A 25,370-nucleotide genomic window follows, 5' to 3' on the forward strand; every position below is an offset into this window, starting at 1 on the left:
TACTCTCGGAGTGGCGGGGGCTTTGATACCGAGGCCGTTCCCGCCGATCGGAAGGGGAAAGCGATGCCTGAGCAACCGCAGTGGTCTGAGCGGACGCTCGACATGCCGCCGCAGGATCCGTGGGCCGACGCGCCCACCACACCCGTGGACGGCCCGCCGCCGCATTCCGGACCGCGGGCATCCGGACGATCCGGTCCGCCGTCATCCGGTCATATGCCGCCCACCGCGCCTTTCGCCACGCCGGAGGAGGCGTCGCCGTTCAGCCGCGGCCGGGCCCAGGTCAACCCGCAGCCGCGTCACCCGCAGCCCGAGCACACCAGCCCGGGCTGGCACGGCGCCGAGGCGGCGCCGGACCGGCCCGTGCTGAGCTGGCGCTGGAGCGAGATGCGCCGGGGCGGCGAGTGGACCAGCGCCGCCGTGCTGTTCGCCTTCGTCTGCTGGGGCGTCTGGACGCTGTCCGGCGACGGCGACTTCGGCGGCCCGCTGATCACCTTCCTGGTCATCCTGGCCGTCGCGGCCGGCCTGTTCTGCCTGGCCCGCCTGGTCGGCCACCTGGTGCTGGAGCGCCAGTTCGGCCGGGTCCGGCGCTCCTCACGCGGCTCCCACCTGGTCACCGCCCTCTTCCTGGCCGGTGTCGGTGTGACCTTCCTCCAGCAGACCCCGTGGGTCATGACCGCCTACCACTGGGTGGCCGACCACATCAGCTGACCGGCTTGCCGCCGGTGACGCCGAGCACCTCCCCGGTCGTGTAGCTGGACTCCTGACTCGCGAAATAGACGTAGGCGGGAGCCAGCTCGGCCGGCTGGCCGGCGCGGCCCAGGGGAGTGTCGGAGCCGAACGACTTGACCTTCTTCTCCGGCATCGTGGCCGGGATCAGTGGCGTCCAGATCGGCCCGGGCGCCACCGCGTTGACCCGGATGCCCTTCTCGGCCAGGTCTTCGGCCAGCGCCTTGGTGAAGGCGACGATGCCGCCCTTGGTCGTGGCGTAGTCGAGCAGCGCGCTGGACGACTGGTAGGCCTGGATCGACGCCGTGTTGATGATCGTGGCGCCGGGCGGCATGTGCGGCACCGCGGCCCGGCACAGCCAGAACATGGCGTACAGGTTCGTCTTCATCACCCGGTCGAACTGCTCGTCGGTGATGTCGGTGATCCCGCCCGGCTGGGCCATCTGATAGGCCGCGTTGTTGACCAGGATGTCGATGCCGCCGAGGTCGGCCCGGGCGCGGTCGATGATCGCCCGGCAGTGCGCCTCCTCGCGGATGTCGCCGGGCACGAGCACCGCGACGCGCCCGGCCTTCTCGATCAGCTGGGCCGTCTCGCGGGCGTCTTCCTCCTCCTCCGGAAGGTAGGAGATGAGGACATCAGAGCCTTCCCGGGCGTACGCGATGGCGACCGCCCGGCCGATGCCGGAGTCCCCGCCGGTGATGACGGCCTTACGGCCGGCCAGGCGCCCGGAGCCCTGGTACGTCTGTTCGCCGTGATCAGGGCGCTGCGGCATCTGCCCGGTGAGACCGGGCGGCTCCAGGTCGCCGCCGTCGTACTCCGGTCCTGGGTATTTGCTGCGCGGGTCCAAGACGATCTCCTTCGGCTCGTGAGCGGACGAGCACGGTATGCCCGGAGAAAGCCTCGATAATCGCGGTCAGGCGCCGTCGTGCCGGTCGTGGCGCGAGCCGCGCCCGCCGCGGACACTGGGCCACACGGCGGTGGCGATCATGGCGATGCCGATCACGATGAGGGCGATCCAGAGAAGGGTCACTGCGGGAGATTAGCCCCGGCCGGGCCCCGGGAAACGCCCCGGAGCCCGGCCGGATCGTGCACCATCTGCCAGCTAGCGACCGGCGAGGCTGGTTCCCGTCTCCACCAGCGTCTTGAGGTCGCTGAGGATCCACGCCCAGCCGCCGCCCGCGCCGTCGTCCTCGGTGCCGGCGACCATCGCGGCCGTCTGCGGGGCGCCGGTGAGCTCGTGGGTGAGCGTCAGCTTGTAGACGCCCGGCTGCATCTTGGCCTCCTCGATCTCGTACGTGATCGTGGTGAACGGCTCGGCCGCGGTGCCCGGGTCCATCAACATGCGCCAGGTCTGCACGAGGCGGCGCGGCGGGTCGGCCTCGATCACCTCGCCGTCGACGATGACGTCGGGGACCTCGAAGCCGTTCGCCTTGGCGTAGTCCTTCATCTCCTGGGTGGCGTGGGACCGGTAGGCGCCGCCCGGCTTGAGCTCGTAGTCCACGGGCGCCGCGTAGGCGTAGCGCGAGGTCCACTCGGGATCGGTGATGGCGGCCCAGATCCGCTCCGGGCTCGCCTTGATCCAGACGCGGTAAACCTGGGTGGTCTCGGTGGTCATGGCTCTTCCTCCAGCGCGTTCTTGAGATCGAGAAGTGCGGTGACGTGACGCTCCGTGTATTTGTCGATCCACCGGTCGTGGATCTGCCGGATCGGGACCGGATTGAGGAAGTGCAGCTTTTCCCGGCCCGAGCGGCGAGTGACGACGAGACCCGCCTCTTCCAGGACTTTCAGGTGTTTCGCGACCCCGAAGCGGGTCATCGCCAGCTCGGACTCCAGCTCGGTGAGCGTGCGGCCGTCACGCGCGAAGAGCAGGTCGAGCAGGAAGCGCCGGCTCGGATCGGCCAGCGCCTTGAACACCAGGTCGTCGTCGGCCATGACGTAAAGTTATGAGACCAATAGGTCACATGTCAAGGCTTAAAGTTCTCTTCATAGACCTGCGTCGAAGTAGTCCGTTACGTTGACGCCCGCACGTCGGAACGGGTGCAGACGCGCAGCGCTGGGTGGCGGCCCGGCGCTGCGCCCCGGCGCTCTAGCTGACCGGCGCTGCGACCCCGGCGCTCTAGCTGACCGGCGCTGCGCCCCGGCGCTCTAGCTGACCGGCGCTGCGACCCCGGCGCTCTAGCTGACCGGCGCTGCGACCCCGGCCCTCTCGCTGACCGGCGCCGCGACCCCGGCGCCCTCGATGAACTGCGCGGCCAGCTCGGGCGTGGCCCCGCTGATGAAGGCGAGCGCCTGGTCGACGCCCGCGTCCGGCGCCTGATAGTGGCGCTCACCGGCGGCCGTGGCGATGCCGACGGTCATCCGGCCGCCCCAACGCTGGAGGATCGACTGCCGCAGCGTCCAGCCGATCACCGCGCCGTGCTGGAGGGCGACCGTGTTGCGGCTGAGCGCGCCACGCCGTACGACCAGATAAGGCCCCTCCAGGGCGTGCCCCAGTGACCGATAGGCCACCACGGCCAGCGCCAGGGTGATCGGCAGCAGGGCCAGTGGCCACAGCCGGCCGGGAAGGCCGAAGAGCAGCAACGCGCCGCAGATCAGCGCCGGGCCGGAGAACGCCCAGCCCAGCCGCCTCCGCAGCGCGCCCCGGGGATGCGGCAGCAGCTCCGCCTCCAGGGGCCGGCGCCCGTCCGGCAGCACCCGGGCGGCGATCTCGCGGGCCTCGGCCCGGCGCAGCCGGGGCAGGATCGTCCCGGACGGTGCCTCCACGGTCTGCCGCAGCCCGGTGGTGACGACGCTGGTCTCGGTCACGTGCAGCCAGCGCCAGACGAGGGGTTCCTTGAACGCCAGACCGCGCATCCGCCGGTCGTCCCGCTGGAGCGTGCGGGTCGTGAACAGCCCGCGGCGGGTCACCAGGGCGTCGCCCTCCCGGGCCAGCTCGAATCCCCAGTTCTCGGTGATGAAGGTGGCGGCCGAACCGGCCACTCCGAGCGGGTAGAGGATCACCGCGCACAGCACCAGGTTCCACACCAGGCTCCGCGAGTCCCACCCGGACACGTCCCGGCCGGCGCCGAGCAGATCGACCCCGAACGGCCGCAGGAACCAATAGAGGGCGAAGAGCGGGCCCAGCACCACGACCGGCCCCCACGCGCTGAGCATGTTGAGCACCACCCACCGCCACCGGAGCCGCGCGATCACCTCGCGCCCGGGTTGCGGCGGCGCTTGCACTCCCTCAGTCCGCTCGGTCCGCTCGGCGCACGCGTCGGGCATCAGCTCGCGGCGCAGGCGGGCCGCGTGCCCGCTGTCCAGAGCGTTGAGCGTGAACGACGACGCCTGCTCACCGGAGCCGATGTGCACCACCCGCAGCCGGAACAGGCGCGGCACCAGCTTGGCCGAGCTGTCCACCGTACGGATGCGGTCGCGCGCGACCGTCCGGTGCCGCTTCGACAGCCATCCGCTGCGCATCTCGACCGCGGCCGCCGTGACCCGGTAGCGCGTCGTCATCCACCGGACCAGGTCGAGCAGGGCGCTGAGGAAGCCGGCCAGCGATCCGGCGACGAGCGCCCACACCGGCCCGTCGTCGTTGAAGACGACCGCGCCCAGATAGCCCACCGTGCAGGAGATCGCCGCCCGGACCAGATCCATGTAGACGACCCGGACGCTGAGCCGCCGCCACTCCGCGTCGCTCATGTCGCGTCCCCCGGCGTGGCCGCGGTGACCTCCCGGAGCCGGTCCACCGTCTCCCGCGCGACCTCGGCGTCCAGCCCTTCGATCGAGATCCGGCCTTCACTGGAGGCCGTGGTGACCTTGATCGTCGCGATCCCGAACATCCGCTGCAACGGCCCGATCTCGGTGTCGATGCTCTGAATCCGTGACAGCGGCACGATCTGCCACTTCTTGGTGAGCCATCCTTCGAGCGCGTAGACCGCGTCGTCCGTCGTCTCCCACCGGTGCACCCGGTAGCGCCAGGACGGCATGACGACGATGTTCACCGCGTAGATCGCCCCGCCGATCACCAGGACCGGCCCGAGCCAGGGCCGTGTCACCTCGGCCAGGCCGTGGACGACCCCCAGCGTGCCGAGCACGAACACACCCCAGATCAGCGCCTGCAACGTCCGCCACGGCACGAACCGTCGATCCACTCGGCGGCTCGGCGGCCTCAGTCGGAGCTCGGTCTCCATCGAATGCTCAAAAGGGACTTGGTGCGCGAGGGGTTCTCATGGCTTCACGGTAGACAGGCCGGGCGACCGCCGGGATCTACTTTGGTATGGGTTCCGTAGCCGAAGGACAACAAAAGGCCCAGGCCATGGGGATCATCCCATGGCCTGGGCCTCGCCGGTGCGGCCGTGGCCGCGCGGCCGGTCAGTCGCGGACGCCGGGACGGCGGCGCGCCGACCGGTTGATCAGAGCGGTGGCCAGACCGGTGAGAGCCGCGGCGAAATTCAGCGCGGCGCCGGCCACGGGCAGGAACTCGAGTAGCTGCTGCATGGGAACTCCTGGTCTCTTGCCTGGTAAAGAAGGCCGGCGCCGGCTTTCGTGGTGGACGGGTTCCAGTGCAGCGTGCGAGGCTTCGGGCTGGCCATGATCTCGGAGGAACCCGGAGGCGCGTCGGAGAGCGGGACGCGGGTGAGCTGCGCGTCCGGCCGTGATCCACGACCCTTCCGACGCGTCCGGCCGGACAAGTGGAAACAGGACAGGAGATGCCGATGCCCGGTGTCGACCCGTCGGCGGTGGAGACCCCGGAACAGCTCGCCGCGTGCCTGGACGGTCTGCGCCGTCGCCGCGGCCTGTCGTACCAGCAGATGGAGAAGGCAGCCGGCGCTCTTCCGCCGCGTGCCGACGGGCGGCATTGGGAACCGCTGGGCAAGAGCACGGTCGGTGAGATCGTCAAGGGCGAGCGCCTGCCGTCCCGGGCCAAGCTGAACACGTTCCTCGCCGTCTGCGGGGTGCCGGCTTCCGGCATGCCACAGTGGCTGGCGGCCTGGGAACGGGCGTCGGCGGCCGAGCCCGAACCCGGCAAGCCCGTCGATCTCGACGATGGGGAACAGGCCGATCTGGACGCCTACCTGCAGCGCGTGCGGGACTACTTCCAGCAGCTGAACCTCGAGATGCTGCTGACCATGGCGAACGTCGAGGAACGGTTGCGGGTGCCGCTGCAACGCGTGTTCACGCCACCGACGGCGCGCGCCGATCCGCCGGTGATGGAGCTTCCCCGGGAGTTCCGCCGGCGACTGCTCCTCGGCGAGGAGGCCGATCCCCGGGCCATGCCCCGCGATCTGGCCCTCGAGATGGTCAGCCCCGCCCGTGACGCGCTGCTCCAGCCGCCGGCCCGGCCGGTGCTCGGTCTTCTCGCCGCCCCCGATCATCCCGAGGTGGTGCTCCTCGGCGATCCCGGCGCGGGGAAGTCGACCATCGCCCGATACGTGGTGCTGCGCCTGGCTCAGCTCGCCGGCGCCGCCCCCGGCCCGGCGCCGACGCCGCTCGACGGCCTCGCCGGGACGCTGCCCCTGCTGGTCGAGCTGCGCCACTACACGGCGGGCGCGCACACCTCGTTCACCGACTTCCTCGACCACCTCCACCACACCCAGGGGCTGGGCCTGCGGGAGGCGGTGCTGACCAAGCTCCTCGACAGCGGCCGGCCGGTCCTTGTCATCTTCGACGGACTCGACGAGGTCTTCGACCGGGACCGGCGTACCGCGGTGACGCGGGAGATCCGGGAGTTCGCCCGCCGATATCCGCACGTCCGGCTGGTGGTGACCTCACGGCCGGTCGGATATCACCGGCAGACCCTCGACGACGCCGGCTTCAAGCTCTACCAGCTACAGGATCTCGAGCCCGGCCCGATCGCCTCGTTCATCGCGGCGTGGTACCAGATCGCGTGCGCCGACGATCACGCCGAGGCCGACCGGCTCACCATCCGGATGACCTCGGCCGTGTACAGCTTCCCGGCGGTCAACGAGCTGGCCGGGAACCCGCTGCTGCTGACCCTGCTCTGCATCATGGGCCGCCGGCGGGAGATGCCCCGCGACCGCGCCCACGTGTACGAGTTCGCGGTGTCGCTGCTGGTGGAGCACTGGGACGTGGAGGCACACAGCTTCCCCGACCACGAGGGTCTCCTCTACGAGGACAAGCTCGACCTGCTGCGGGTTCTGGCCCGGACCATGCTGGTCGGTGAGGGCAGCATCGGCGGCAACCGCATCACCGAGCAGGAGCTCCAGGGCGCGTTCGAGGCGTACCTCGAGGCCGAGCGTGGTTACGACCCGCCCGTGGCCCGCGCGGCGGCGCACTCGATGATCACCCAACTGCGGACCCGGAACTACATCCTCTCCCGCTTCGGCGCCGGCATGTACGGCTTCGTGCACCGGACGTTCCTCGAATACCTCGCCGCCCTCGACATCGTGCGCCGGTTCGACGACCGGCTGATGGACGAGGCCGCCCTGCTCGCGATCTTCGACCAGCACGGTGCCGATCCGGCCTGGTCGGAGGTGTTGCTGCTGGTGATCCGCATGAAGGAGCGGTTCGCGGCGGCGATCATGGAGCGGCTGCTCGACGCCGACCAGGCCTGGCGCTTCGACAAGGCGCAGCTCCCGGCGCGCAGCCTGCTGTGCATGCGGGCGCTGCACGAGGTACGCCCGAGCATGCGCCTCGTGCCGCAGGTGAGGGCGGTCCTGACCCGCCTGTTCGAGCTGTTGGTGGAGCTGGAGGCCAACCCGAACGGCGCCCTGCAGGCCGCGCTGAGCGACGCGACACTCACGGCGTTCGCGTCCCTGGGCCACCGCTGGCTCGGCGCGCCGCCGTTCCTCACCTGGTACTCGAACGTCGGCCGTCATCTGTCCGGGCCGGTGGCCGTGCTGGCGGCCGAGCTCGGCATGCGACTGGCGAGCCAGGGCGATCTGTTCCGCGCGGCGCGGATCGATCATGACCCGGTGGTTCGCGGCGCCGCGATCGCCGTCCTCGCGCGCCATCCGGAGAACGACGCGGCGGTCCACGAGGAGCTGCTGCGGAGGGCCGTGACCGATCCCGCGGGCGACGTGCGCCGCGCGATCATCGGCGCGCTGGTCTCCCGGCGCGATGCCGGCGACGACGTCCGGGCGCTGGTGGAGCAGCGCGCCGCCGACGACGACGATCCCACCGTCCGGCGAGCCTGCGTGGAGCTGCTCGACGCCCGGTGGCCGGCCGGCCCGGAGCTTCCCGCGATCATGCGACGGCGGGCGGCGGAGGACTCCGACCCGCGCGTCCGCGCGGCCGCGACGCGCGTGCTGGCCCAGCGGTCCGGCGCCGGTGACCAGGAGATCGACGCGGATGTCCGTGCCTGTCTGCGCGACGGTCGCGACGCGACCGTGCGGCAGGCGGCGATCGAGGGGATGACGACGGCCGGGGTGGGCCTGGGTCCCTCGTACGACCTGATCGTCGAACGGGCCGTCGGCGATCCCCATCGGTCGGTCCGGCAGGCCGCGGTCCGCGCCCTGGCGGCCACCGCGGTGAACAGGGAAGACACCCTGACCCTCCTGGCCGAGCGCGCCGTCGCCGACCCGGACGCGTCCGTCCGGCAGATCGCCCTGGAGACCGTCGTCAAGGGGCGGCCGCAATCTGGCGATACGCGGAAGTTGCTGGCCCGGTGCGCCGTCGAGGATGACCACTGGCTCGTCCGGCGCGCGGCGGTGCGGACGCTCGCCACCATGTGGCCCCATCACCCCGGCACGGTGCCGCTCCTGGTCGAGCGGGCCGGCGCCGACGAGGACCAGGACGTCCGGATAGTCGCCTTGCTCGGCCTCAGCTCACCGCACCACGACGTGGACGCTTTCGACGACCTGGCCGCGGCCTACGAGAGCGACACGAGCGACGCGGTACGCCGGGCCGTGGTGAGCATGCTGGCCGACGCCGACCACGACGAGGGCACGGCGCGTGAGAACATCCTGCGGTGGGCGGCCGGCGACGCCGACTGGTCGGTGCGCGAGCACGCTGTGGTCACCTCGCACGCTCAATGGCCGGGCGATCCGGGCGTACAGAAGATCATTCGTGACCTCGCCGTCGGCGACCCCGATGAGGACGTCCGCCGGTCCGCGTTGTTCTGTGTCGCCGGCGCCCGGCCTTCGTCGCCCGGCCTTCTGTCGTTCATGGCCGAGCGGGCGTCGTCGGACAGCAGCGACACGGTCCGTATGACGGCCCTGGGCTGCCTGGCCGATCAATGGCGCGACGACCCGGAGACCCGCCGCGCGCTGTGCGCGCACGCCGCCGACGACCCGGACGCCACGATCCGGCTGTCCGCGCTCCGGGCCGCGGGCGCGACATGGCCGGCCGACGCGACGGTGCGCGAGCTGGTCATGACCGTCGCCCGGAATGATCCGGACTGGGCGGTGCGCGCGGCGGCGGTCGTCCTCATCGGTGAGAAATGGCCGGAGCGCCCGGAAACGGCGCCGATGCTCACCGAGCGGGCGACCGTCGACCAGAGCGCCGACGTCCGCCAGACGGCGGTGCGGGCGCTCGTCACCGCCCTGCCCTCCGAAACGGCAACGGTGGCCGCCGCGGCCTTGTCGGATCGGAGCGCGACAGTGCGCCGGGCCGCGCTGTGGGGCCTCGCCGCCGCCGGCGCCGACGGGGCGCGTGAGCTGGCCTTGAGGCTGACCGAGCACGACTCTCACTCCGCCGTGCGCGTGGCGGGGGTGGAAGCGCTCGGGTACTACTGGGCCGACGACGACGAGGCTCGGGCGGCGGTGACGCGAAGGGCGAGCGACGACCCCGATCCGGCGGTGCGGGAGGCGGCCGTCGCGATCATGGAGCTGGCGTCGTCATAGCGTCGCCGGCCGTCCGGAACGGGGCGAGTCCGGGCATCCGGGCGCCGCACAGGACGGAGCTTCCGGTCTGTGCCCCGGTGGTGCGGCCACGCAGCGACGAGGACACGCCGAGGTCGTCGGCGATCTCCAGGATGTGGTCGCCCGCCATGTACGCGGCGGCCGGCGAGGTGAGGTTGGTGCGGATGACCTCTTCGGTGTACGACACGTACGGCCGGGCGCGCGCCCCCATCATGCCGAAGTGGAAGACCAGGCTGGCCCGGGCCGTCTCCGCCGCGAACTTCTTCAGGGTCGCGGGACCGATCGACATGACGCGGTCGTCGTCGGCCAGGTCTTCGAGCCCTTCGGGCGTGACACGCCGCGACTTGCCGTCGCCGGTGCGGTTCGCCACCAGGTAGTCGGTCGGCAGCACCAGGTCGCCGAGATGACGGTTGACCAGGCCCGGGATGTCGCTCCCGGCGGCCACGTCGATCGGCCGGTGCGTCTGCAGAAGCGACTCGAGGTCCGCGGTCGGCCCGGCCCCCAGCGAGAAGCCGAGCTCGCGGTAGACCATGAGCGAAGGCATGGGCCCCAGCACGGCCCGGTCGAAAAGCCCGTTGCCGAGGAGGACACAGGCGGTCGCGACATCCTGCGGGCGGGAACTGCCGACATAGCAGACACGGCCCGCGTCGCCGGCCTCCCGCAGGCTGCGACTGTGCTCGACGAGCCGCGCCAGGCTCTCGACGTCGTCCTGAAGGCCGAGCCCCACGGCGCACACCTTGCCCGCGGCGAGCCCGACGTTGGAGGGCAACGCCCAGACCGTTGAGCGGAAATCGTCGAGAACGAACACGTCGTACTGGTCGCGGAGCAGGGTCGGCAGCAGCGCGCGTTCGCACGCCTCCCGCATGGCCTGCTCGGCCGCCGCGTCGCCGGGCGGCGCGTAGCCGGCCGCGAAGGCGGTGTCCTCCCGGCTCACCTCGGCCAGGTTGGGCAGCAGGGAGACCGTGCCCGGTTCGAGCTCGGCCGACAGCACGTCGTCCATCACGTCGAAGCGGACGACGCGCGTGCCGGGCAGGGCCCGCTGCATCGCCTGCCGGTGCCATTCGAGACCCTGGGTGTTTCCGGGCTCCAGCACGCGGACCGAGTTGCTGCCCTGCGTACCCAGGATGAGCACCGTCGCACCATGGTCCACGAGGTGCCGTACCGTCCGGGCCAATCTTTCGATCTTGAAGTGTGTCTCGCTGCTGGTCTGCCGCCTGGCCACGTCGATGTCGGCGGCGACCAGCACCCGGCGGCCCCGGAGTTCGAGGCCGGCGAGAGTCCGCAGTGAGCCGAGCGGCGGCACGGAGGTCATCGTCGTCGTTTACAGCCGGTCGAAGACCGCGAGCTGGTACAGGGGATCGTTGCGCTGGCCGTGGCCGACGAAGCTGGACCGGGGGCCCTCGGCGAGACCGGCCTCCCGGCACAGGCGGGCAATGAGCTCGGGGGCGTCGGTGCGCGCCCGGTCGTGGTCCGGGTTGTTGCTGTTCAGCTTGTCCACAGTGGTGATGAAGCGGCCGCCCGGTTTGAGCACCCGCGCGACCTCGGTGATGAACGGCGCCGGGTCGTCGATGATGTGCAGCAGCCAGATCATGATCGCGTTGTCGACGGAGCCGGTCTCGAACGGCAGCGTCGTCGCGTCGCTGAGGACGGTGGGCACCGTGCCGCGCGACTCACACATCCGGATCATCTCGGGCGACGAGTCGACGACCGTCGTCGGATGGCCGAGCTTGATGAGGAAGCCGGCCACGATGCCGGTGCCGCCGCCGATGTCGAGGACCGGCGCACCGGCCGGGAGCAGCGCGTGCAGCGCGTCCGCGGCGGCGATCGCCCGCGCGTCGCCACCACGGGTCGAGTCGTAGGTGCGGGCCTCTTCGTTGTAGTCGTGGTCGCGACGCTGGTTCACTACGGCTCCTCCATGCGACGACTCGGCATCTCCGCGATAATGGGGCTCTCACCGTACAGCGATGAGGAGTGGCATGGTCGACGACGCGGCGCTCCTCCGTCCGAAAGCCGATCTGTCGGACTTGACGTCCTACCCGACCTTCCCGTTCCGGCTGCCGGTGGCCGCCCGGGCACTGGAACCGGAGCGGCCGGAACTCGTCCGGCCCGGCGACGACGGGCCGGAAGCGTGCGAGTTCTGTACGGCGGACGACGACGAATTCCTCTGGACCGACGTCCACTGGCGACTCCGCCTCCATCAGCCGAGCGCACTGCCCGGGACGGTCATCCTGCATTCCCGCGACCATTGGGAGTCGCTCAGCGAGATGCCCGTCGAGATGGTCGCCGGGTTCGGGCCCCTGTGCGCCCGGATCGAACGCGCGATCCTCGGCCTGGGAACGGTCGCCCGGGTGCATCTCTACCGCTCGGGCGACGGTCATGCCCATTTCCACACGTGGTTCTACGCCCGGCCGCTGGGCCGCCAGCAGCTGCGCGGCAGTTTCCTCAGCACGTGGGCCCAGATCCTGCAGCCTCAGCCGGACGACCGGGTGCGGGCGGCCGGCGAGGCGGTGGCCCGCGCGCTGGCCGGCTAGAGCCGGAAGCTCCTGGCCGCCTGCCGGTGGAGTGCGAAGTCCAGTGCCCACAGTGTCTCGATGACCTTGCGTGCGCCCAGCGTGAGCCAGTCGTCCCACGCGGGATGGCGGGTGCGGTTGAGTCGTTCCGGTCGCGGGACGGCCGACCCGATCAAGCGGGTCAGCTCGGCCCAGGTGTGATCGAGGTCGTCGAGTGTCGTGAGGTGCCCGACCAGCGGCTGCCGCGAGTCCGAGCAGAGGAACGCCCACTGGCTGGCGCTGGCGCTGGCGGGCCGTCCGCGCCGGTCGGTGAGCAGCGAGTGCACGCGCCACACGTCGCGGTCGGTGATCCGCCGGTCGCGGGGGACCGGGCGGCCCAGGCGGCGGTAGTTGTACGTCAGCTGGGAGACGAACCAGTCATGAGGGTGCCGGACCACGCCGAAGGTGAACAGATCGTCCCAGGCGTTCTCGCCGAGCTCCTCCCGGATCTCCGTGGCCGGCATGTGACGCGCGGTGTAGAAACCGGGCCGGTGCCTCGCGTTCAGATCGGGCCTCTCCTGGAACTTCTCCAGGGCGGACTCGATGCTGGTCGACGCGGCTTTGGGGTTGGACACGAACACGAAGCCGTGCGAATGGGAGACGATCACGACGCGGCCGGGCCGAAGTGACGTACCCGCAAGCCGCCACGATAGACGGACCGTACGGCGAGTACCGCGCCGATGTCGCGCGCCGGATCACCGTCCACGATCAGCAGATCCGCGTCGGCGCCGGGAACGACGCGGCCCTTGCGCGGCAGACCGCAGGCGGTCGCCGCAGTTGCGGTCGCCGCCCGTAGCGCCTCGACCGGTGAGAAGCCGGCTTCGACCATGCGGATGAGCCCGAAGGGCAGCAGCCGGTGCGGTTTCTGGTCCGAGATGCCGGCGTCGCTGGCCAGCACTATCCGTACGCCCGCGCGTCTCATCTGGTCGGCGGCGTCCAGGGTGGCCGCGATGCGAGTTCGTGCGGCCTCGTCGAGCGGCGGCCCCTCCGGCGAGAACCCGGTCGTGACGGTCACCGGCGTCCCGCTCGCGGCGAGCCGGTCGATGAGCCGGGGATCGGGGCGGATGCCATCAGCCGTACGGAACGTCGCGTGCTCGATCGTGTCGACGCCCGCGTCCAGCGCGCGTTCGATGGCGCTCACGGCGTGCGCGTGCGCCGCGACGGGCAGGCCGAGCCGGTGCGCCTCGGCGACGACCGATCGCAGGTCGTCCGCCGTGTACTGCGGCTGCCAGGACCGGGTGCCCGGGGTGATCTCCCCGCCGCTCGCCATGATCTTGATGACGTCCACCCCGCAAGCGGCCCGGCTCCGGACCGCCTCGACCAGATCCGACCGGCCGGTCACCGCCCCACCGAGGAACCAGCAGTGGCCGCCCTCAGTGGTGATCGGCGGACCGGAGACCATCAGGTGCGGGCCCGCCATCGGGTCGCGAGCGGACTCCGCCCGTACGCCCACCGTCGCGTAGTCCCGGTCGCCGAGGTCGCGGACGGCGGTGATGCCTCCGTCGAGGCAGGCGGCCGCCGAGCGGCGCGCGTTGGCGGCCAGCTCGCCGGCGGAGACGCCGGCCGCGCCGACCGGATCCGGGTCACCGGGAAGGACCAGGTGGACGTGGGCGTCGACCAGCCCGGGGAGGACTGTGGCGTGGCCGACGTCGGTGACGGGCACGCCCTCCGGCGCGGCGCCCCGCTCGCGGACGTCAGTGATCACGCCACCCGACACCATGACGAGGGGGCGCTCGATGAGGCGTTCACCGTCGAAGAGGCGCGCGGCGCGCAGCGCCCACATCAGCTGCCCACCGCGGACAGGACGCTTCCCAGCCGCGCGATCAGGCCGGGCCAGTCGCTCTCGGGCACGTTCGAGAAGGCGAGCCGTACGAACGGCTGCGCGGGGCCGGCCGCACCGCGTGGATAGAAGTCGTCAGCCGCCAGGCCGCCGATGCCCGCGGCGGCCAGCCGCCGCCGCAACCCCTCGGCGTCGCCGGTGAGCACAGCGAGGTGCGCACCGCCCGTCGGCGGGACGAACGAGAAGCCGAGCTCGCCCAGAACTCCGGTCAGCTCCGCGCGGCGCCGTGCCAGCAGCGCGTGCCGGCGGGCGCGGATGTCCGCGTCGCGGCCCGAACGCAGCAAGGACGCCAGGCCGGCCGGGCTCGGCCACGGTGGCGTGAAAGGCCGGAGCGCGCGCGGCCAGCCGGCGAACCCGAGCTTGACCGGCCATCCCAGGGTCTTGGTCCAGCTTCCGAGATGGACGGTCCCCTCGGGATGCAAGGAGAGCAGCGTCGGCCGGAGCCTGTCGGCGGCGTCGAGTCCACGGAAGGGATCGTCCTCGACGAGCAGCGCCCCGGTCGTGGCCGCGTATGCGGCGATGCCGGCCAGGAACGTGGCCGAGAGGGACGCGGCCAGGGGATTGGCGTGCAGGGGATTGACCACGAACACCCGGGCGTCCCGGCGCGGCGCCCGGAATGTGGCGCCGGGCCAGTCCAGCGGTTCGATGCTCATCGAGGTCGCCGTGTCCGCGAGCGCGGCGGCGACCCGCTGGTACGCCGGGAGAACGGTGCCGCGCTCACCGGGCGGTACCTGCCGCAGCAGATGTTCGATCATGGCGCCGTTGCCCGGCGTCCAGAACCAGTCATGCGTGTCCAGGGCCTCGGGGCCGAACTGCCGGACGACGTACGCCGGCAACTCCGCCCGGGGGTCGGCATCCCCGCCGACCTGCTCATCTATCCATGAATGCCACTCTTGCGGGGAATTGCAGAGATCCATGGGTAATTCCACACGGCCTCCCATGATCGGCCCAGGCTCCGGCCTCCCCATCCTGATCGCCAGTTGCCAAGATCGGAATGGGCCGGTCCCGTCAGCCCGCGTCCCCGGCCAGGCGAAGTCTCAGGCTCGCGAGGTAGCGATCGCGCCGGGTGTGCAGTTCCTCGGCCGCCGGCGGCCGGGCCCGGGTGGCCGACAGCCGAAGGGCCCTGTCCCGGAGCTTCGCCTGCGCGACCTGGCTGTCGGAGAGCGTGATCGGTTGACGGCAATATGCCGGTTCATACCCGAAGGCCAGCATCTCGGCCGATACGACCTCCTCGACCCGGATGACGAACTGCCGATGGTCGGGGCTCGTGTGGCCGCCGACCCGGTCCCGGCTGATCGGCGTGGCCAGCGTCTCCCACAGCGGCGACAGGTTGGCGGCCGTCACGGCGTCCGGCGAGGAATGGAAGCGCAGCGCCGCGGGTGTCCACGCGACATCCAGCTCGCGGCAGATCAGCTCGAACCGCGTTTCCGGGTCGGCGACGACGTCCTCGTAATGAACGGTCGTCCACCGAGCGCCTTTCGCGACGAGATCGTCCCGCAGCTCCCGGATGGAGCGCTGGTCGTCCAGCCAGTGCTGGGCGATGACCCAAGGATCCTTCGGGCCGATGGGCGCCCGGCGGAAGGAGAGCGCGACATCCCGCGGATCCCGGACGAGGTGGAGCACGCGCAGCCCGGGCCGGGCCGCGATCAGCTCCGGCAGGTACCGGTGGTTCTCGAGACACTTGTTGACCCAGCTCACGCTCCCGGTCTGGCGCGCCAACTCGTCGTACATCGCCATGATGATCTGGGAAAGCGCCGGCCCGCCGGCCTGGCTCGCGATGATCTTCCCGGTCAACTCGGCCTCGGGCCACGGGAGCGCGTTCAGGCGCACCAGCTGCGCCAGATCCTCGGCCAGGCGGACCAGCTCGTCCGGGCCGTGCGGCGCGTAGTAGGGGTACAGCTCGGCGAAATCGCGGTATTCGTGCGCCGAGGGCGGGGCGACCACGTCGTCGATGCCGTTCAGAACCAGCCGGACCAGGTTCGAGCCGGACCGTTGGGTCCCGACCATCTGAACACCGTTCACCGGCCCGCCCCCTCGTTCAGCAGCCGGCGCAGGATCTCGGCCGACTCGGAGGCCTGAGCCGGATTGATGTAGAGACCGAACATGGTCTCGAGGATGCCGGGCCGTTTCAGGCTGCCGTCGGACTTGTGCAGGGGCATGAGCTCGACCCGCAGATGATGGGCCGACCGCCGGCTCCGCGGCGCCTGCATGACGCCCAGCAGATATTGGGGCTTCCCCCGCGTCTGCGAGCGGTACGCGCGCAGGACCTCCCAGATCAACTGCGCGATGTCGGAAAGCTCGTCCTCGTTCGTCGCCCCCAGCGAGGGCGTATGACGCCTGGTGTAGATGACGGTCTCGAACGGAAGCCGCGCCCAAGGCGGCACCTCAGCCACCGCGGTAGGCAGCTCCCGAACAACATGACGGCCGTTCCCACCGGTCTTTCCGCCGGCGCACAGAGCGCAGCCCCCGGAATCGTCCATGGAGATCGCACGGGGTTCGAACTCGAGCCCGATCACCTGGGCGTGCGGATGGGCCACCGTCACGCCGAAGTGGTCGCCGACCGCCTCGGTCGCGCACACCGCCTCGATATTGCCGTTCGTCATCAGCTCGTCGGAGAGCTGACCGATCCGGGCCAGAAGATCGCGGCACCGGCCGACCGGCATCGTGCCGAGCCGCTGGTGGTGCTCCTTGGTATATATCAGCACCGAGTGCTGCTCGGCCGACAAATCCTCGATCCCGGCAACCGTCGGAACCATGGGATGTTTGCTGGGAACAACCCGGATCTGATCGGCATCGCCGGCCGCGAAGACATCACAGAACGCGCACGCCGGAGCCTCATCCGCCCGCAGGTCCGCTTGGGCGGGGAGCGGCGCACGGCTGGGAACGGTGAGAACCCACTCGCGTTCGACCGGGTTCCAGGTCCGAAACGGTTCCCCGCGCCCACCCGCCACAGACCCCCCAGCAGCCTAAATCCCAGAGTCGATAGACCCCCGCCACTGTAAACGATCGCCAACCCACCGCAACAAATGTCCAACACGCGCGCGTCAGCCCCCGACGACCGCCCCTTCCGAGAGGTCCCACGACGCGCCGTACCCCCCAATCGCCCGCCACCCACCCACCGCAACCATCCGCACCGTGGGCGTCGGGCGGCTCGGCCCCCAGATAGGCATGGCGATCCGCCACAGTCCGCGCACCTTGCGGACAGGGCTAACCGAAGGAGACCCGGCAACAAGAATCGACAGTCCCGAACGACCTCCCCTTCCGGAAGGCCGCACGACGTGCCGTACACCCCAATGGCCCGTCACCCACCCACCGCGACCATCCGCACCCTGGGGGTCTGGGGGCTCGGCCCCCAGGTAGGCATGGCGATCCGCCACGGTCCGCGCACCTCGCGGACAGGGCTAACCGAAGGAGAGCGGGCGACGAGAATCGAACTCGCGTAATCAGTTTGGAAGACTGAGGCTCTACCATTGAGCTACGCCCGCAACGCCCCCCGTTTGGACGGGGTCCGCTCGCATAGCTTACTGGGTCGTCCACGGGCTTTGCGAACCGGATAGGTGCCTGAGGTGACTCCAGCGCACGCGTGGGGAAGCGGACCGCATACACTGGCCGACGCCACGGGGTGTGGCGCAGCTTGGTAGCGCACTCGCTTTGGGAGCGAGGGGCCGTGGGTTCAAATCCCGCCACCCCGACTGACAACATCTATCCGCAGCAACAAGGAGTACGCCTGTGAAGAGCACCGTCGAGACTCTGAGCCCGACCAGGGTGAAGCTCGCCATCGAGGTGCCGTTCGACGAGCTCAAGCCGAGCCTGCAGAAGGCGTACCGGGAGATCGGCGCGCAGGTGCAGGTGCCGGGCTTCCGTCGCGGCAAGATCCCGGCAGCGGTCATCGACCAGCGTGTCGGGCGTGGCGCGGTCCTGAACGAGGCGGTTCAGGAAGCCATTCCGCAGCAGATCCTGGCCGCCGTGCGTGAGCACGACGTCAAGACGCTGGGCCGGCCCGAGGTCGAGATCACCGAGTTCGCCGACAACGAGCCGCTGAAGTTCACCGCCGAGGTGGACGTGCGGCCCGAGATCACGGTGCCGGACCTGTCCACCATCAAGGTGGAGGTCCCGGCCGTCGAGATCGGCGACAACGAGATCGATGAGCAGATCAACGGCCTGCGTGAGCGCTTCGCCACGCTCAAGACCGTCGAGCGGCCGGCCGCCGAGGGCGACTACGTGCAGCTCGACCTGAACGCCACCGTCGACGGCGAAGAGGTGCCGGGCGGCTCGGCCACCAACATCTCACACGAGGTCGGCAGCAAGCAGCTTCTGCCGGGCCTCGACGAGGTGCTCGTGGGCATGTCGGCCGGCGAGGACACCACCTTCACCACCGAGCTCGTGGGCGGCGACTTCGCCGGCCGTGAGGCCCAGGTGGCGGTGACCGTGCGCAGCGTCAAGGACAAGCAGCTGCCCGAGATCGACGACGAGTTCGCCCAGCTGGCGAGCGAGTTCGACACGCTCGACGAGCTGAAGGGCGACCTGCGCGAGCGGCTCACGAAGGTCAAGAAGGTCGAGCAGATCTACGCGGCTCGTGACGAGGCCCTCAAGCAGCTCGTCGAGGCCGCCGAGATCCCCGCTCCCGAGGGCGTCGTCAAGGACGAGGTCGACGGCCGCAAGCAGGCCATGACCGACCAGCTCGAGCGGATCGGCGCGACCCTGCAGGACTACCTGACCTCCGAGGACAAGACCGAGGAGCAGATCGACCAGGAGCTGACCGAGGCCGCCCAGGAGGGCGTCCGGATCCAGCTGCTGCTCGACACCATCGCCGACGCGGAGGACGTGCAGGTCTCCGACGACGAGTTCGGTCACGAGATCGTGCACCGGGCCCAGCGGGCCCAGATGCAGCCGCAGCAGTACTACGACCAGCTCGTCCAGTCGGGCGCGGCGGCCGCGGTCTTCGGTGACGTGCGCCGCGGCAAGGCGCTCGCCTCCGTGATGGAGCAGGTCGAGATGAAGGACGCCGAGGGCAACGTCCTCACGCTCGACGACCTGCGGGCCGCCTCCGACGAGGAGCACGGCCACGAGGGTCACAACCACTGAGGTTCTTCCGGCGGGAGCCGCCACCCCTGGGGTGGCGGCTCTCTGCTTTTTTCGGGGCTTTTTCCCGGGCGCGTGCGCTGTCAGCGAACACCTGCCCGAGCGGGAAGCCGTTGCCCATTCCACCGGTTAGGTTGGGCGTACGACGGACAACCTGCCGGCTAGCTGTTGAAGGGCTGCCATGACCGATCTTCACCTCCCCGCGAGCCCCCTGCTGCGCGGTGACTCCATCAGTGGCAACCTCGACGACTCGGTCTACAACCGCCTCCTGCGCGAGCGCATCATCTTCCTCGGCAGTGAGGTGACCGACTCGGTCGCCAACCGCATCTGCGCGCAGCTGCTGCTGCTTTCCGCCGAAGATCCCGAGCGGGACATCAACCTCTGGATCAACTCGCCCGGTGGCTCGGTCTACTCGGGCATGGCGATCTACGACACGATGCAGTTCATCGACAACGACGTCTCGACCGTGGCGATGGGCATGGCCGCGTCGATGGGGCAGCTGCTGCTCTGCGCCGGCGCCCCCGGCAAGCGCTACTCGCTGCCGCACGCGCGCATCATGATGCACCAGCCTTCGGGCGGCATGGGCGGCACGGCCGCCGACATCGCCATCCAGGCCGAGCAGATGCTTTACACCAAGCGCATGTTCCAGGAGCGGGTCGCCTTCCACACCGGCCAGACCCAGGAGCAGATCGAGCGCGACTCCGACCGTGACCGCTGGTTCACGGCGGACGAGGCCAAGAACTACGGCTTCATCGACCAGGTGATCACCGGGGCCACTCAGGTTCCCGAGGGCGCCGGAACGCTGAACTGAGGAGCGGAACAATGACTGACCTGACGATGCCTCGCGGGTTCGCGCCGGTGACCAACCGTTACGTGCTGCCCTCCTTCATCGAGCGTTCCTCGAACGGGATGATGAAGGAGACGAACCCGTACAACAAGATGTTCGAGGACCGGATCATCTTCCTCGGCGTGCAGGTGGACGACGCGTCGGCCAACGACGTGATGGCCCAGCTGCTGACGCTGGAGAGTTCCGACCCCGACCGCGACATCACGATGTACATCAACTCGCCCGGCGGCTCCTTCACCGCCATGACGGCGATCTACGACACGATGCAGTACGTCCGCCCGGACATCTCGACGGTCTGCCTCGGCCAGGCCGCCAGCGCCGCGGCCGTGCTGCTCGCCGGTGGCACCCCGGGTAAGCGCCTCGCGCTGCCGCACTCCCGGGTTCTGATCCACCAGCCGGCCACCGAGGGTGGCTACGGTCAGGGCTCGGACATCGAGATCCAGGCCCGCGAGATCCTCCGCATGCGGTCGCAGATGGAGGAGATGATCTCCCGCCACACCGGCCGTACGGCCGAGCAGGTGCGCAAGGACGTCGACCGCGACAAGATCATGACGGCGGCCGAGGCCAAGGAGTACGGCATCGTCGACACCGTCCTGGTCAGCCGCAAGAAGACGCTCCAGGCCGTCGGCAGCGGCAGCTGAGAGAAGCGTATCGTCAGGGGCCGGCCGGCCCGAGTTAGACTGGCCGACCCCTGACACGCCCGTTTTGGGGGGTCGGAGAACAGCCCCTTTGCGGGTAACGTCGAGCATGCAGCCTCAGTTACGCGGTTCGGCAGACGATGAGAAGGCAACGGGGCGTTTCGACCTCGGATCTGGGCCGGTGACAGCCGGCCGACGAGCACAAGGAGTACGTAGGTGGCACGGATCGGCGACGGCGGCGACCTACTGAAGTGCTCCTTCTGTGGGAAGAGCCAGAAGCAGGTCAAGAAGCTCATCGCGGGCCCCGGGGTCTATATCTGCGACGAGTGCATCGACCTCTGCAACGAGATCATCGAGGAAGAGCTGGCCGAGACCGGCGAGGTGAAGTGGGAAGAGCTTCCCAAGCCGATGGAGATCTGCCAGTTCCTCGATCAGTACGTGGTGGGTCAGGAGCAGGCCAAGAAGGCCCTCTCGGTGGCCGTCTACAACCACTACAAGCGGATTCAGGCCGAGTCGAGCGGCGCCCCCGGCGCGGGCAGCGACGTCGAGGTGGCCAAGTCCAACATCATGCTCATCGGCCCCACCGGCTGCGGAAAGACGCACCTGGCCCAGACGCTCGCGCGGATGCTCAACGTCCCGTTCGCGATCGCCGACGCCACCGCGCTGACCGAGGCCGGCTATGTCGGTGAGGATGTCGAGAACATCCTGCTCAAGCTGATCCAGGCCGCCGACTACGACGTGAAGCGCGCCGAGCAGGGCATCATCTACATCGACGAGGTCGACAAGATCGCCCGCAAGAGCGAGAACCCGTCGATCACCCGCGACGTCTCGGGCGAGGGCGTCCAGCAGGCCCTGCTGAAGATCCTCGAGGGCACGGTGGCCAACGTGCCGCCGCAGGGTGGCCGCAAGCACCCCCACCAGGAGTTCATCCAGATCGACACGACGAACGTGCTGTTCATCGTGGGCGGCGCCTTCGCCGGTCTGGACCGCATCATCGAGTCCCGCGTCGGCCACGGCGGTGTCGGCTTCGGCGCCAACCTCCGCTCGATCACCGAGCGCAAGACCGACGACATCTTCGGCAAGGTCATGCCCGAGGACATGCTGAAATTCGGCCTGATCCCCGAGTTCATCGGCCGTCTGCCGGTCATCACCACGGTGCGCAACCTCGACCGCGAGGCGCTCATCAAGATCCTGACCGAGCCCCGCAACGCGTACGTGAAGCAGTACCAGCGCCTGTTCGAGCTGGACGGCGTCGAGCTCGAGTTCGACCAGGGCGCCCTGGACGCCATCGCCGACCAGGCCATGCTGCGAGGCACGGGAGCCCGAGGCCTGCGAGCCATCATGGAAGAGGTCCTGCTCTCCGTGATGTACGAGGTGCCGAGCAACCCCGACGCCGCCCGCGTGGTCATCACCCGCGAGGTGGTCCTCGAAAACGTCAACCCCACGATCGTCCCGCGCGAGTTCGTCGGCCGTCGCCGCCGCGAGCGCGAGGAAAAGTCCGCCTGACATCAGCAGGAAGCCGCCGTCTCCCGTCAGGGAAGACGGCGGTTTTTTCTGTACGGGTGCACAACCACCCCAATCACAAGAAACCGGCGCCGCGGAGCCGTTCCAGCACCAGCCCGGTCCAGCGGATGTTCTGCTGTTCGTACATGATCCCGGCCATGAGGGTGAGAAACGGCCCGTCGCCGCGCTGATCCGCCGGTTGGCCCTCCAGCCGTTCGCGGAGTTGCTCGTAGCGCGCCAACTTCTCCCGCGACCGGGTTAGGCGGGCCTCGGCCGCCGCGATGAGCGCGTCGACGTCTTCGGCGTTCCCCGCTTGTAGTTTGACGAGGAACTCGTCCCGGATCGCCGCGGGCTTAGCCGGCTCCCGGACGAACTCCCGCAGCGCCTGACGCCCGGCCGCGGTCAGCGTGAAGACCCGTTTGTTGGGCCGGCGCCGCTGTTCGACCACGCGAGCCGCCACGAGCCCGTCGCGCTCCAGCTTCTCGAGGTCGCGGTAGAGCTGCTGCGGCGTGGCCGACCAGTAGTCGGCGACCGCCACATCGAAGCGCTTGGCCAACTCGTAGCCCGAGGCTTCGCCTTGCGACAGAGCCGCGAGAACCGCATGCCGCAACGACATCTGGACAGCCTCCCGTGGCCGGGCTAGCGTCATGCCTACCTATTCAACTTGTTGAGTATAGGGGCCTTCTCGTGACCGCAGTCCCACCTCCGAACACCGCCCACCCTCCGGTCCACCCCTTCCGCGCCGCCGTCGAGTCGGGCGACATCGCGGCCGCGATCGCTCTGCTGGACGAGGACGTCGTCTTCCACAGCCCGGTGGTCCACAAGCCGTACCGCGGCCGCCCCGCCGTAGCCGAGATCCTCCGCGCCGTGGTCCAGGTCTTCGAAGACTTCCGCTACGTCCGCGAGATCAGCACCCCGGGCGCCTTGGACCACGCCCTCGTCTTCCAAGCCCACATAGGCGACCGAGACCTGGAGGGCTGCGACTTCATCCGCCAGACCCCCGACGGCCGCATAGCCGAACTGACCGTCATGGTCCGCCCCCTTTCGGCGACGCTCGCGCTGGCCGAGGCAATGAAGTCCCGCCTGTCCCAGCCCTCAGCCTGACCACGGTCCTGGCCCGCCCGTGCGGCCCGGCTCCGCCCCCACGCCGCCGCACCCCGCACGAGCGGCCGAGGGCTTGTGTGAGGAGCGTGTTGTGGACAGGGGAGCTGTACGCGAAGAAGAGGTCAGCACCGAGGCCATGGCCTTGGCCGGCATCGAGCCGATCCATTACCGGGAGGGGTTCAGCTTCGCCACCGGGGAGAGGCTGAGCGCTGAGACGTGGGCGCGACGGATCCTCGAAGGGGCGCCCCGGCCGGAGAGGGCCAAGATGCTCGCCGTCTGGAAGCTTCTCGGCGTCGGGCTGGCACCGCTCAAGGCGCCCGGCCAAGTGCTCGGCTGGCGGATCCAGCACAGCGCCCCTGACGCGGTTGTGCTGGCCGTGCGGGCGGCAGCCGGCATCAGCGCTCGCCTGGTGCTCCGAGTCGAGCCGGGCCGAGTCACCCACGCCATGGTCGTCCGATACGAGACCGGGCTGGGCCGTCGTGTCTGGACGAGGTTCGCTCCCGCTCACCGCCGCTTCTACGTCCATCTTCTGGACCGCGCTCGGCGCACTTCTCCCCTTACTTAGCAGGACGCTTCGAGGACGGCGTGTTGCTTACCTTGAAGACCAGCGGGTGCCGGGCTCAGCCGTACCTCTGAAGGCCTTGGGTGTTGGTTGGAAGCGCTCGTAGGCTGCAGGCATGCGCGTTGCGGTGTGTCAGCTGAATGCCCGGGACGACCGGGGGAAAAATCTGGCTACGGCTCGGGAGCTGCTGGAACGGGCGGCGGCGGGTGGGGCTCAGCTGGCTGTGCTGCCGGAGTACGTGGACTACCTGGGACCGGGGGCCGGGGCGCCCAAGCCCGAGGGGGTCGATGGCGAGTTCGCGGGTTTCTTCGCGCGGGCGGCTCGGGAGCTCGGGATCTGGGTCCATGCGGGGTCGTTCCACGAGAGCGGGCCGGACGCCAGCCGTACGTACAACACGTCTCTGGTTTTCTCTCCCTCGGGCGAGCTTGCGGCTCGCTATCGCAAGATTCATCTGTACGACGTGGAGATCGCTGGACGGGTCTCCTATCAGGAGTCCCGGTCGGTGGCGCCGGGAGACGAGACCGTGGTCGCGGAGATCGCCGGTGTGCGGACGGGGCTGTCCATCTGTTACGACCTGCGGTTCCCGGAGCTGTATCGCCGGCTCGCGGTCGAAGGGCGGGCTCGGGTCCTCGTGGTGCCGGCCGCGTTCATGATGCACACCGGGCGGGATCACTGGGAGGTTCTGCTGCGGGCCCGCGCCATCGAGAACCAGTGCTATGTGGTGGCCGCGGGGCAGATCGGGGATCACGAGCCGGGGCGTACGTGCTTCGGGCGGAGCATGATCGTCGACCCGTGGGGGACGGTGGTTGCTCAGGCGCCGGACGAGGTGGGTGTGGTGAGCGCGGAGCTCGATCTGGAGCGGCTCGAGCGCATACGCCAGGAGCTTCCGAGCCTGGCCAACCGCCGTCTCTAAGTTGATGTTGCCGGGGTCACAGGAGCTGCACTAAGTAACCGACCACTGTCAGCCCGATTACGGCGCCGCCGGCCATGAGCATGGCGCCACCCATCCGCGACGGACCCCTCATGACCAGCTTTCGTACGGACAGTACGACCGTGACCAGCACAAGTGCGCCGATCACGAACTGCCAGAAGGGCAGCATCATGTCGGTCAGAGCGTCGGCTGCCAGCGTCGTGGAAGCACCCATGAGCCCACTCTTTCACGGTCAAAGGCTCGTTTGGGCGGTCTCGCGCCACCAGTAGGCACGGGGGTCGATTTGCATGCGCGGTGTCCGGTCGCGTAACTTTCTCTCTGCCCACGGGAAACCGGGACGGAACACAGCGAAAGCGACGGTCCGGACCAAGACCTCGGGGGTACGCGGTAAGCTTGCTCAGCGCTTCGGTGATGAGCCGGATGACGCGGCCGGGCGAGATCGGAACAGGGCAACTTGCGCCGATGAGAACGACCGGGTAGAGTTACCGGGCCGGACAGGAGCCGGGCGGACGGATCGCTAAGCGATCGAGTCGGCCGGTCTGTGGGCCACCTTCACGAGTCACCCGCTTAGCGGCGGGGTTCGAAGCGTGGGGAAAACTTGGGCGGTGCGAACAAGATCTTAGATCTTGCGCTCGCGACGCCGACCAGGTAAGTTTGAGCGGTTGCTCCGGAGCGGTTAGCCGGATGCGGTTGTTCTTTGAGAACTCAACAGGGTGCTTGATAAGCCAGTGCCAATTAAGTAATACCCCGGCCGGCGTCTTTGGATGTCGGTGGGAGATTC

Annotated in this window: 25 protein-coding genes and 2 tRNA genes; 11 read left to right on the forward strand and 16 right to left on the reverse strand. The window is 69.7% G+C overall.

All coding sequences use genetic code 11. The annotated features are described in order from the left end of the window. Positions 1 to 63 precede the first annotated feature (63 nt). Positions 64 to 708, forward strand: a complete 645-nt coding sequence (locus tag ACFY36_RS45885; protein ID WP_499752225.1) for a DNA-directed RNA polymerase II — start codon at positions 64 to 66, stop codon at positions 706 to 708. Here ACFY36_RS45885 and ACFY36_RS45890 read toward each other — a convergent pair. The 6 genes from ACFY36_RS45890 to ACFY36_RS45915 all read right to left on the reverse strand — a co-directional run bounded on the left by ACFY36_RS45890 (position 701) and on the right by ACFY36_RS45915 (position 5,208). Continuing rightward, complete coding sequence (locus tag ACFY36_RS45890; RefSeq protein WP_499752253.1) at positions 701 to 1,498, reverse strand: SDR family oxidoreductase; 798 nt, start codon at positions 1,496 to 1,498, stop codon at positions 701 to 703. The genes ACFY36_RS45885 and ACFY36_RS45890 overlap by 8 nt on opposite strands. A 330-nt stretch (positions 1,499 to 1,828) precedes the next feature. Next, on the reverse strand, positions 1,829 to 2,341 hold the full coding sequence (locus ACFY36_RS45895; protein ID WP_499752226.1) for an SRPBCC domain-containing protein: 513 nt from the start codon (positions 2,339 to 2,341) through the stop codon (positions 1,829 to 1,831). Next, complete coding sequence (locus ACFY36_RS45900) at positions 2,338 to 2,658, reverse strand: ArsR/SmtB family transcription factor (RefSeq protein ID WP_097319838.1); 321 nt, start codon at positions 2,656 to 2,658, stop codon at positions 2,338 to 2,340. Before ACFY36_RS45900 ends, ACFY36_RS45895 begins: the two co-directional genes overlap by 4 nt. A 243-nt stretch (positions 2,659 to 2,901) precedes the next feature. After that, positions 2,902 to 4,410: a PH domain-containing protein gene (locus ACFY36_RS45905; RefSeq protein WP_499752227.1), complete on the reverse strand. Its 1,509-nt coding sequence runs from the start codon at positions 4,408 to 4,410 to the stop codon at positions 2,902 to 2,904. Further along, positions 4,407 to 4,862: a PH domain-containing protein gene (locus ACFY36_RS45910; RefSeq protein WP_499752228.1), complete on the reverse strand. Its 456-nt coding sequence runs from the start codon at positions 4,860 to 4,862 to the stop codon at positions 4,407 to 4,409. The genes ACFY36_RS45905 and ACFY36_RS45910 overlap by 4 nt, the downstream gene beginning before the upstream one ends. 220 nt (positions 4,863 to 5,082) lie before the next feature. Then, positions 5,083 to 5,208: a hypothetical protein gene (locus tag ACFY36_RS45915; RefSeq protein ID WP_499752229.1), complete on the reverse strand. Its 126-nt coding sequence runs from the start codon at positions 5,206 to 5,208 to the stop codon at positions 5,083 to 5,085. 218 nt (positions 5,209 to 5,426) lie between these two features. Here ACFY36_RS45915 and ACFY36_RS45920 point away from each other — a divergent pair, with 218 nt between their 5' ends. Then, positions 5,427 to 9,515, forward strand: coding sequence for a HEAT repeat domain-containing protein (locus ACFY36_RS45920; RefSeq protein ID WP_499752230.1), 4,089 nt, complete (start codon positions 5,427 to 5,429; stop codon positions 9,513 to 9,515). On the opposite strand, the gene pgk is transcribed toward ACFY36_RS45920, so the two are convergent. After that, a complete protein-coding gene (gene pgk / locus ACFY36_RS45925) occupies positions 9,493 to 10,845 on the reverse strand; it encodes a phosphoglycerate kinase (RefSeq protein WP_499752231.1) in 1,353 nt (450 codons plus the stop codon). The genes ACFY36_RS45920 and pgk overlap by 23 nt on opposite strands. A 9-nt stretch (positions 10,846 to 10,854) precedes the next feature. After that, a complete protein-coding gene (locus tag ACFY36_RS45930; RefSeq protein ID WP_499752232.1) occupies positions 10,855 to 11,436 on the reverse strand; it encodes a class I SAM-dependent methyltransferase in 582 nt (193 codons plus the stop codon). A gap of 61 nt (positions 11,437 to 11,497) precedes the next feature. Here ACFY36_RS45930 and ACFY36_RS45935 point away from each other — a divergent pair, with 61 nt between their 5' ends. Next, positions 11,498 to 12,064 (forward strand): hypothetical protein, encoded by a 567-nt coding sequence (locus ACFY36_RS45935; RefSeq protein WP_499752233.1) that lies wholly within the window; start codon positions 11,498 to 11,500, stop codon positions 12,062 to 12,064. Here ACFY36_RS45935 and ACFY36_RS45940 read toward each other — a convergent pair. The 6 genes from ACFY36_RS45940 to ACFY36_RS45965 all read right to left on the reverse strand — a co-directional run bounded on the left by ACFY36_RS45940 (position 12,061) and on the right by ACFY36_RS45965 (position 17,407). Then, positions 12,061 to 12,657 carry a hypothetical protein gene (locus ACFY36_RS45940; RefSeq protein WP_499752234.1) on the reverse strand — a complete coding sequence of 199 codons (597 nt, stop codon included), beginning with the start codon at positions 12,655 to 12,657 and terminating at the stop codon, positions 12,061 to 12,063. The genes ACFY36_RS45935 and ACFY36_RS45940 overlap by 4 nt on opposite strands. 29 nt (positions 12,658 to 12,686) lie before the next feature. Further along, a complete protein-coding gene (locus ACFY36_RS45945; protein WP_499752235.1) occupies positions 12,687 to 13,865 on the reverse strand; it encodes an amidohydrolase family protein in 1,179 nt (392 codons plus the stop codon). After that, entirely contained in the window at positions 13,865 to 14,839 is a 975-nt protein-coding gene (locus ACFY36_RS45950; protein ID WP_499752236.1) for an aminotransferase-like domain-containing protein, read from the reverse strand. The genes ACFY36_RS45945 and ACFY36_RS45950 overlap by 1 nt, the downstream gene beginning before the upstream one ends. A gap of 91 nt (positions 14,840 to 14,930) precedes the next feature. Beyond that, positions 14,931 to 15,929 carry a sulfotransferase family protein gene (locus ACFY36_RS45955; protein WP_499752237.1) on the reverse strand — a complete coding sequence of 333 codons (999 nt, stop codon included), beginning with the start codon at positions 15,927 to 15,929 and terminating at the stop codon, positions 14,931 to 14,933. A gap of 11 nt (positions 15,930 to 15,940) precedes the next feature. Continuing rightward, positions 15,941 to 16,678 (reverse strand): hypothetical protein, encoded by a 738-nt coding sequence (locus tag ACFY36_RS45960; protein WP_499752238.1) that lies wholly within the window; start codon positions 16,676 to 16,678, stop codon positions 15,941 to 15,943. Positions 16,679 to 17,336: 658 nt separating this feature from the next. Beyond that, a tRNA-Gly gene (locus tag ACFY36_RS45965) sits at positions 17,337 to 17,407 on the reverse strand. 133 nt (positions 17,408 to 17,540) lie between these two features. Here ACFY36_RS45965 and ACFY36_RS45970 point away from each other — a divergent pair. The 5 genes from ACFY36_RS45970 (at position 17,541) to clpX (ending at position 21,995) form a co-directional block, all read left to right on the forward strand. Then, positions 17,541 to 17,614, forward strand: a tRNA-Pro gene (locus ACFY36_RS45970). A 37-nt stretch (positions 17,615 to 17,651) separates the two neighbouring features. Beyond that, a complete protein-coding gene (gene tig / locus ACFY36_RS45975) occupies positions 17,652 to 19,007 on the forward strand; it encodes a trigger factor (RefSeq protein ID WP_499752239.1) in 1,356 nt (451 codons plus the stop codon). A 178-nt stretch (positions 19,008 to 19,185) separates the two neighbouring features. Further along, complete coding sequence (locus ACFY36_RS45980) at positions 19,186 to 19,815, forward strand: ATP-dependent Clp protease proteolytic subunit (RefSeq protein ID WP_499752240.1); 630 nt, start codon at positions 19,186 to 19,188, stop codon at positions 19,813 to 19,815. 11 nt (positions 19,816 to 19,826) lie between these two features. Further along, on the forward strand, positions 19,827 to 20,492 hold the full coding sequence (locus ACFY36_RS45985; protein ID WP_499752241.1) for an ATP-dependent Clp protease proteolytic subunit: 666 nt from the start codon (positions 19,827 to 19,829) through the stop codon (positions 20,490 to 20,492). Between the two features lie 213 nt (positions 20,493 to 20,705). Continuing rightward, on the forward strand, positions 20,706 to 21,995 hold the full coding sequence (gene clpX, locus ACFY36_RS45990) for an ATP-dependent Clp protease ATP-binding subunit ClpX (RefSeq protein WP_499752242.1): 1,290 nt from the start codon (positions 20,706 to 20,708) through the stop codon (positions 21,993 to 21,995). Positions 21,996 to 22,068: 73 nt separating this feature from the next. On the opposite strand, the gene ACFY36_RS45995 is transcribed toward clpX, so the two are convergent. Then, entirely contained in the window at positions 22,069 to 22,608 is a 540-nt protein-coding gene (locus ACFY36_RS45995; protein WP_499752243.1) for a PadR family transcriptional regulator, read from the reverse strand. Positions 22,609 to 22,679: 71 nt separating this feature from the next. Between ACFY36_RS45995 and ACFY36_RS46000 the strand changes: the two genes are divergently transcribed. From ACFY36_RS46000 to ACFY36_RS46010, 3 genes are all read left to right on the forward strand, one after another. Further along, complete coding sequence (locus tag ACFY36_RS46000; protein WP_499752244.1) at positions 22,680 to 23,096, forward strand: nuclear transport factor 2 family protein; 417 nt, start codon at positions 22,680 to 22,682, stop codon at positions 23,094 to 23,096. Positions 23,097 to 23,187: 91 nt separating this feature from the next. Beyond that, complete coding sequence (locus tag ACFY36_RS46005; RefSeq protein WP_499752245.1) at positions 23,188 to 23,661, forward strand: hypothetical protein; 474 nt, start codon at positions 23,188 to 23,190, stop codon at positions 23,659 to 23,661. A gap of 112 nt (positions 23,662 to 23,773) precedes the next feature. Then, positions 23,774 to 24,571 carry a carbon-nitrogen hydrolase family protein gene (locus ACFY36_RS46010; protein ID WP_499752246.1) on the forward strand — a complete coding sequence of 266 codons (798 nt, stop codon included), beginning with the start codon at positions 23,774 to 23,776 and terminating at the stop codon, positions 24,569 to 24,571. A 16-nt stretch (positions 24,572 to 24,587) separates the two neighbouring features. Here ACFY36_RS46010 and ACFY36_RS46015 read toward each other — a convergent pair whose 3' ends face one another. After that, positions 24,588 to 24,803 (reverse strand): hypothetical protein, encoded by a 216-nt coding sequence (locus ACFY36_RS46015; protein ID WP_499752247.1) that lies wholly within the window; start codon positions 24,801 to 24,803, stop codon positions 24,588 to 24,590. Positions 24,804 to 25,370: the final 567 nt, after the last annotated feature.

Source organism: Actinoplanes sp. NPDC000266, assembly GCF_042899005.1.
GTDB lineage: Bacteria > Actinomycetota > Actinomycetes > Mycobacteriales > Micromonosporaceae > Actinoplanes.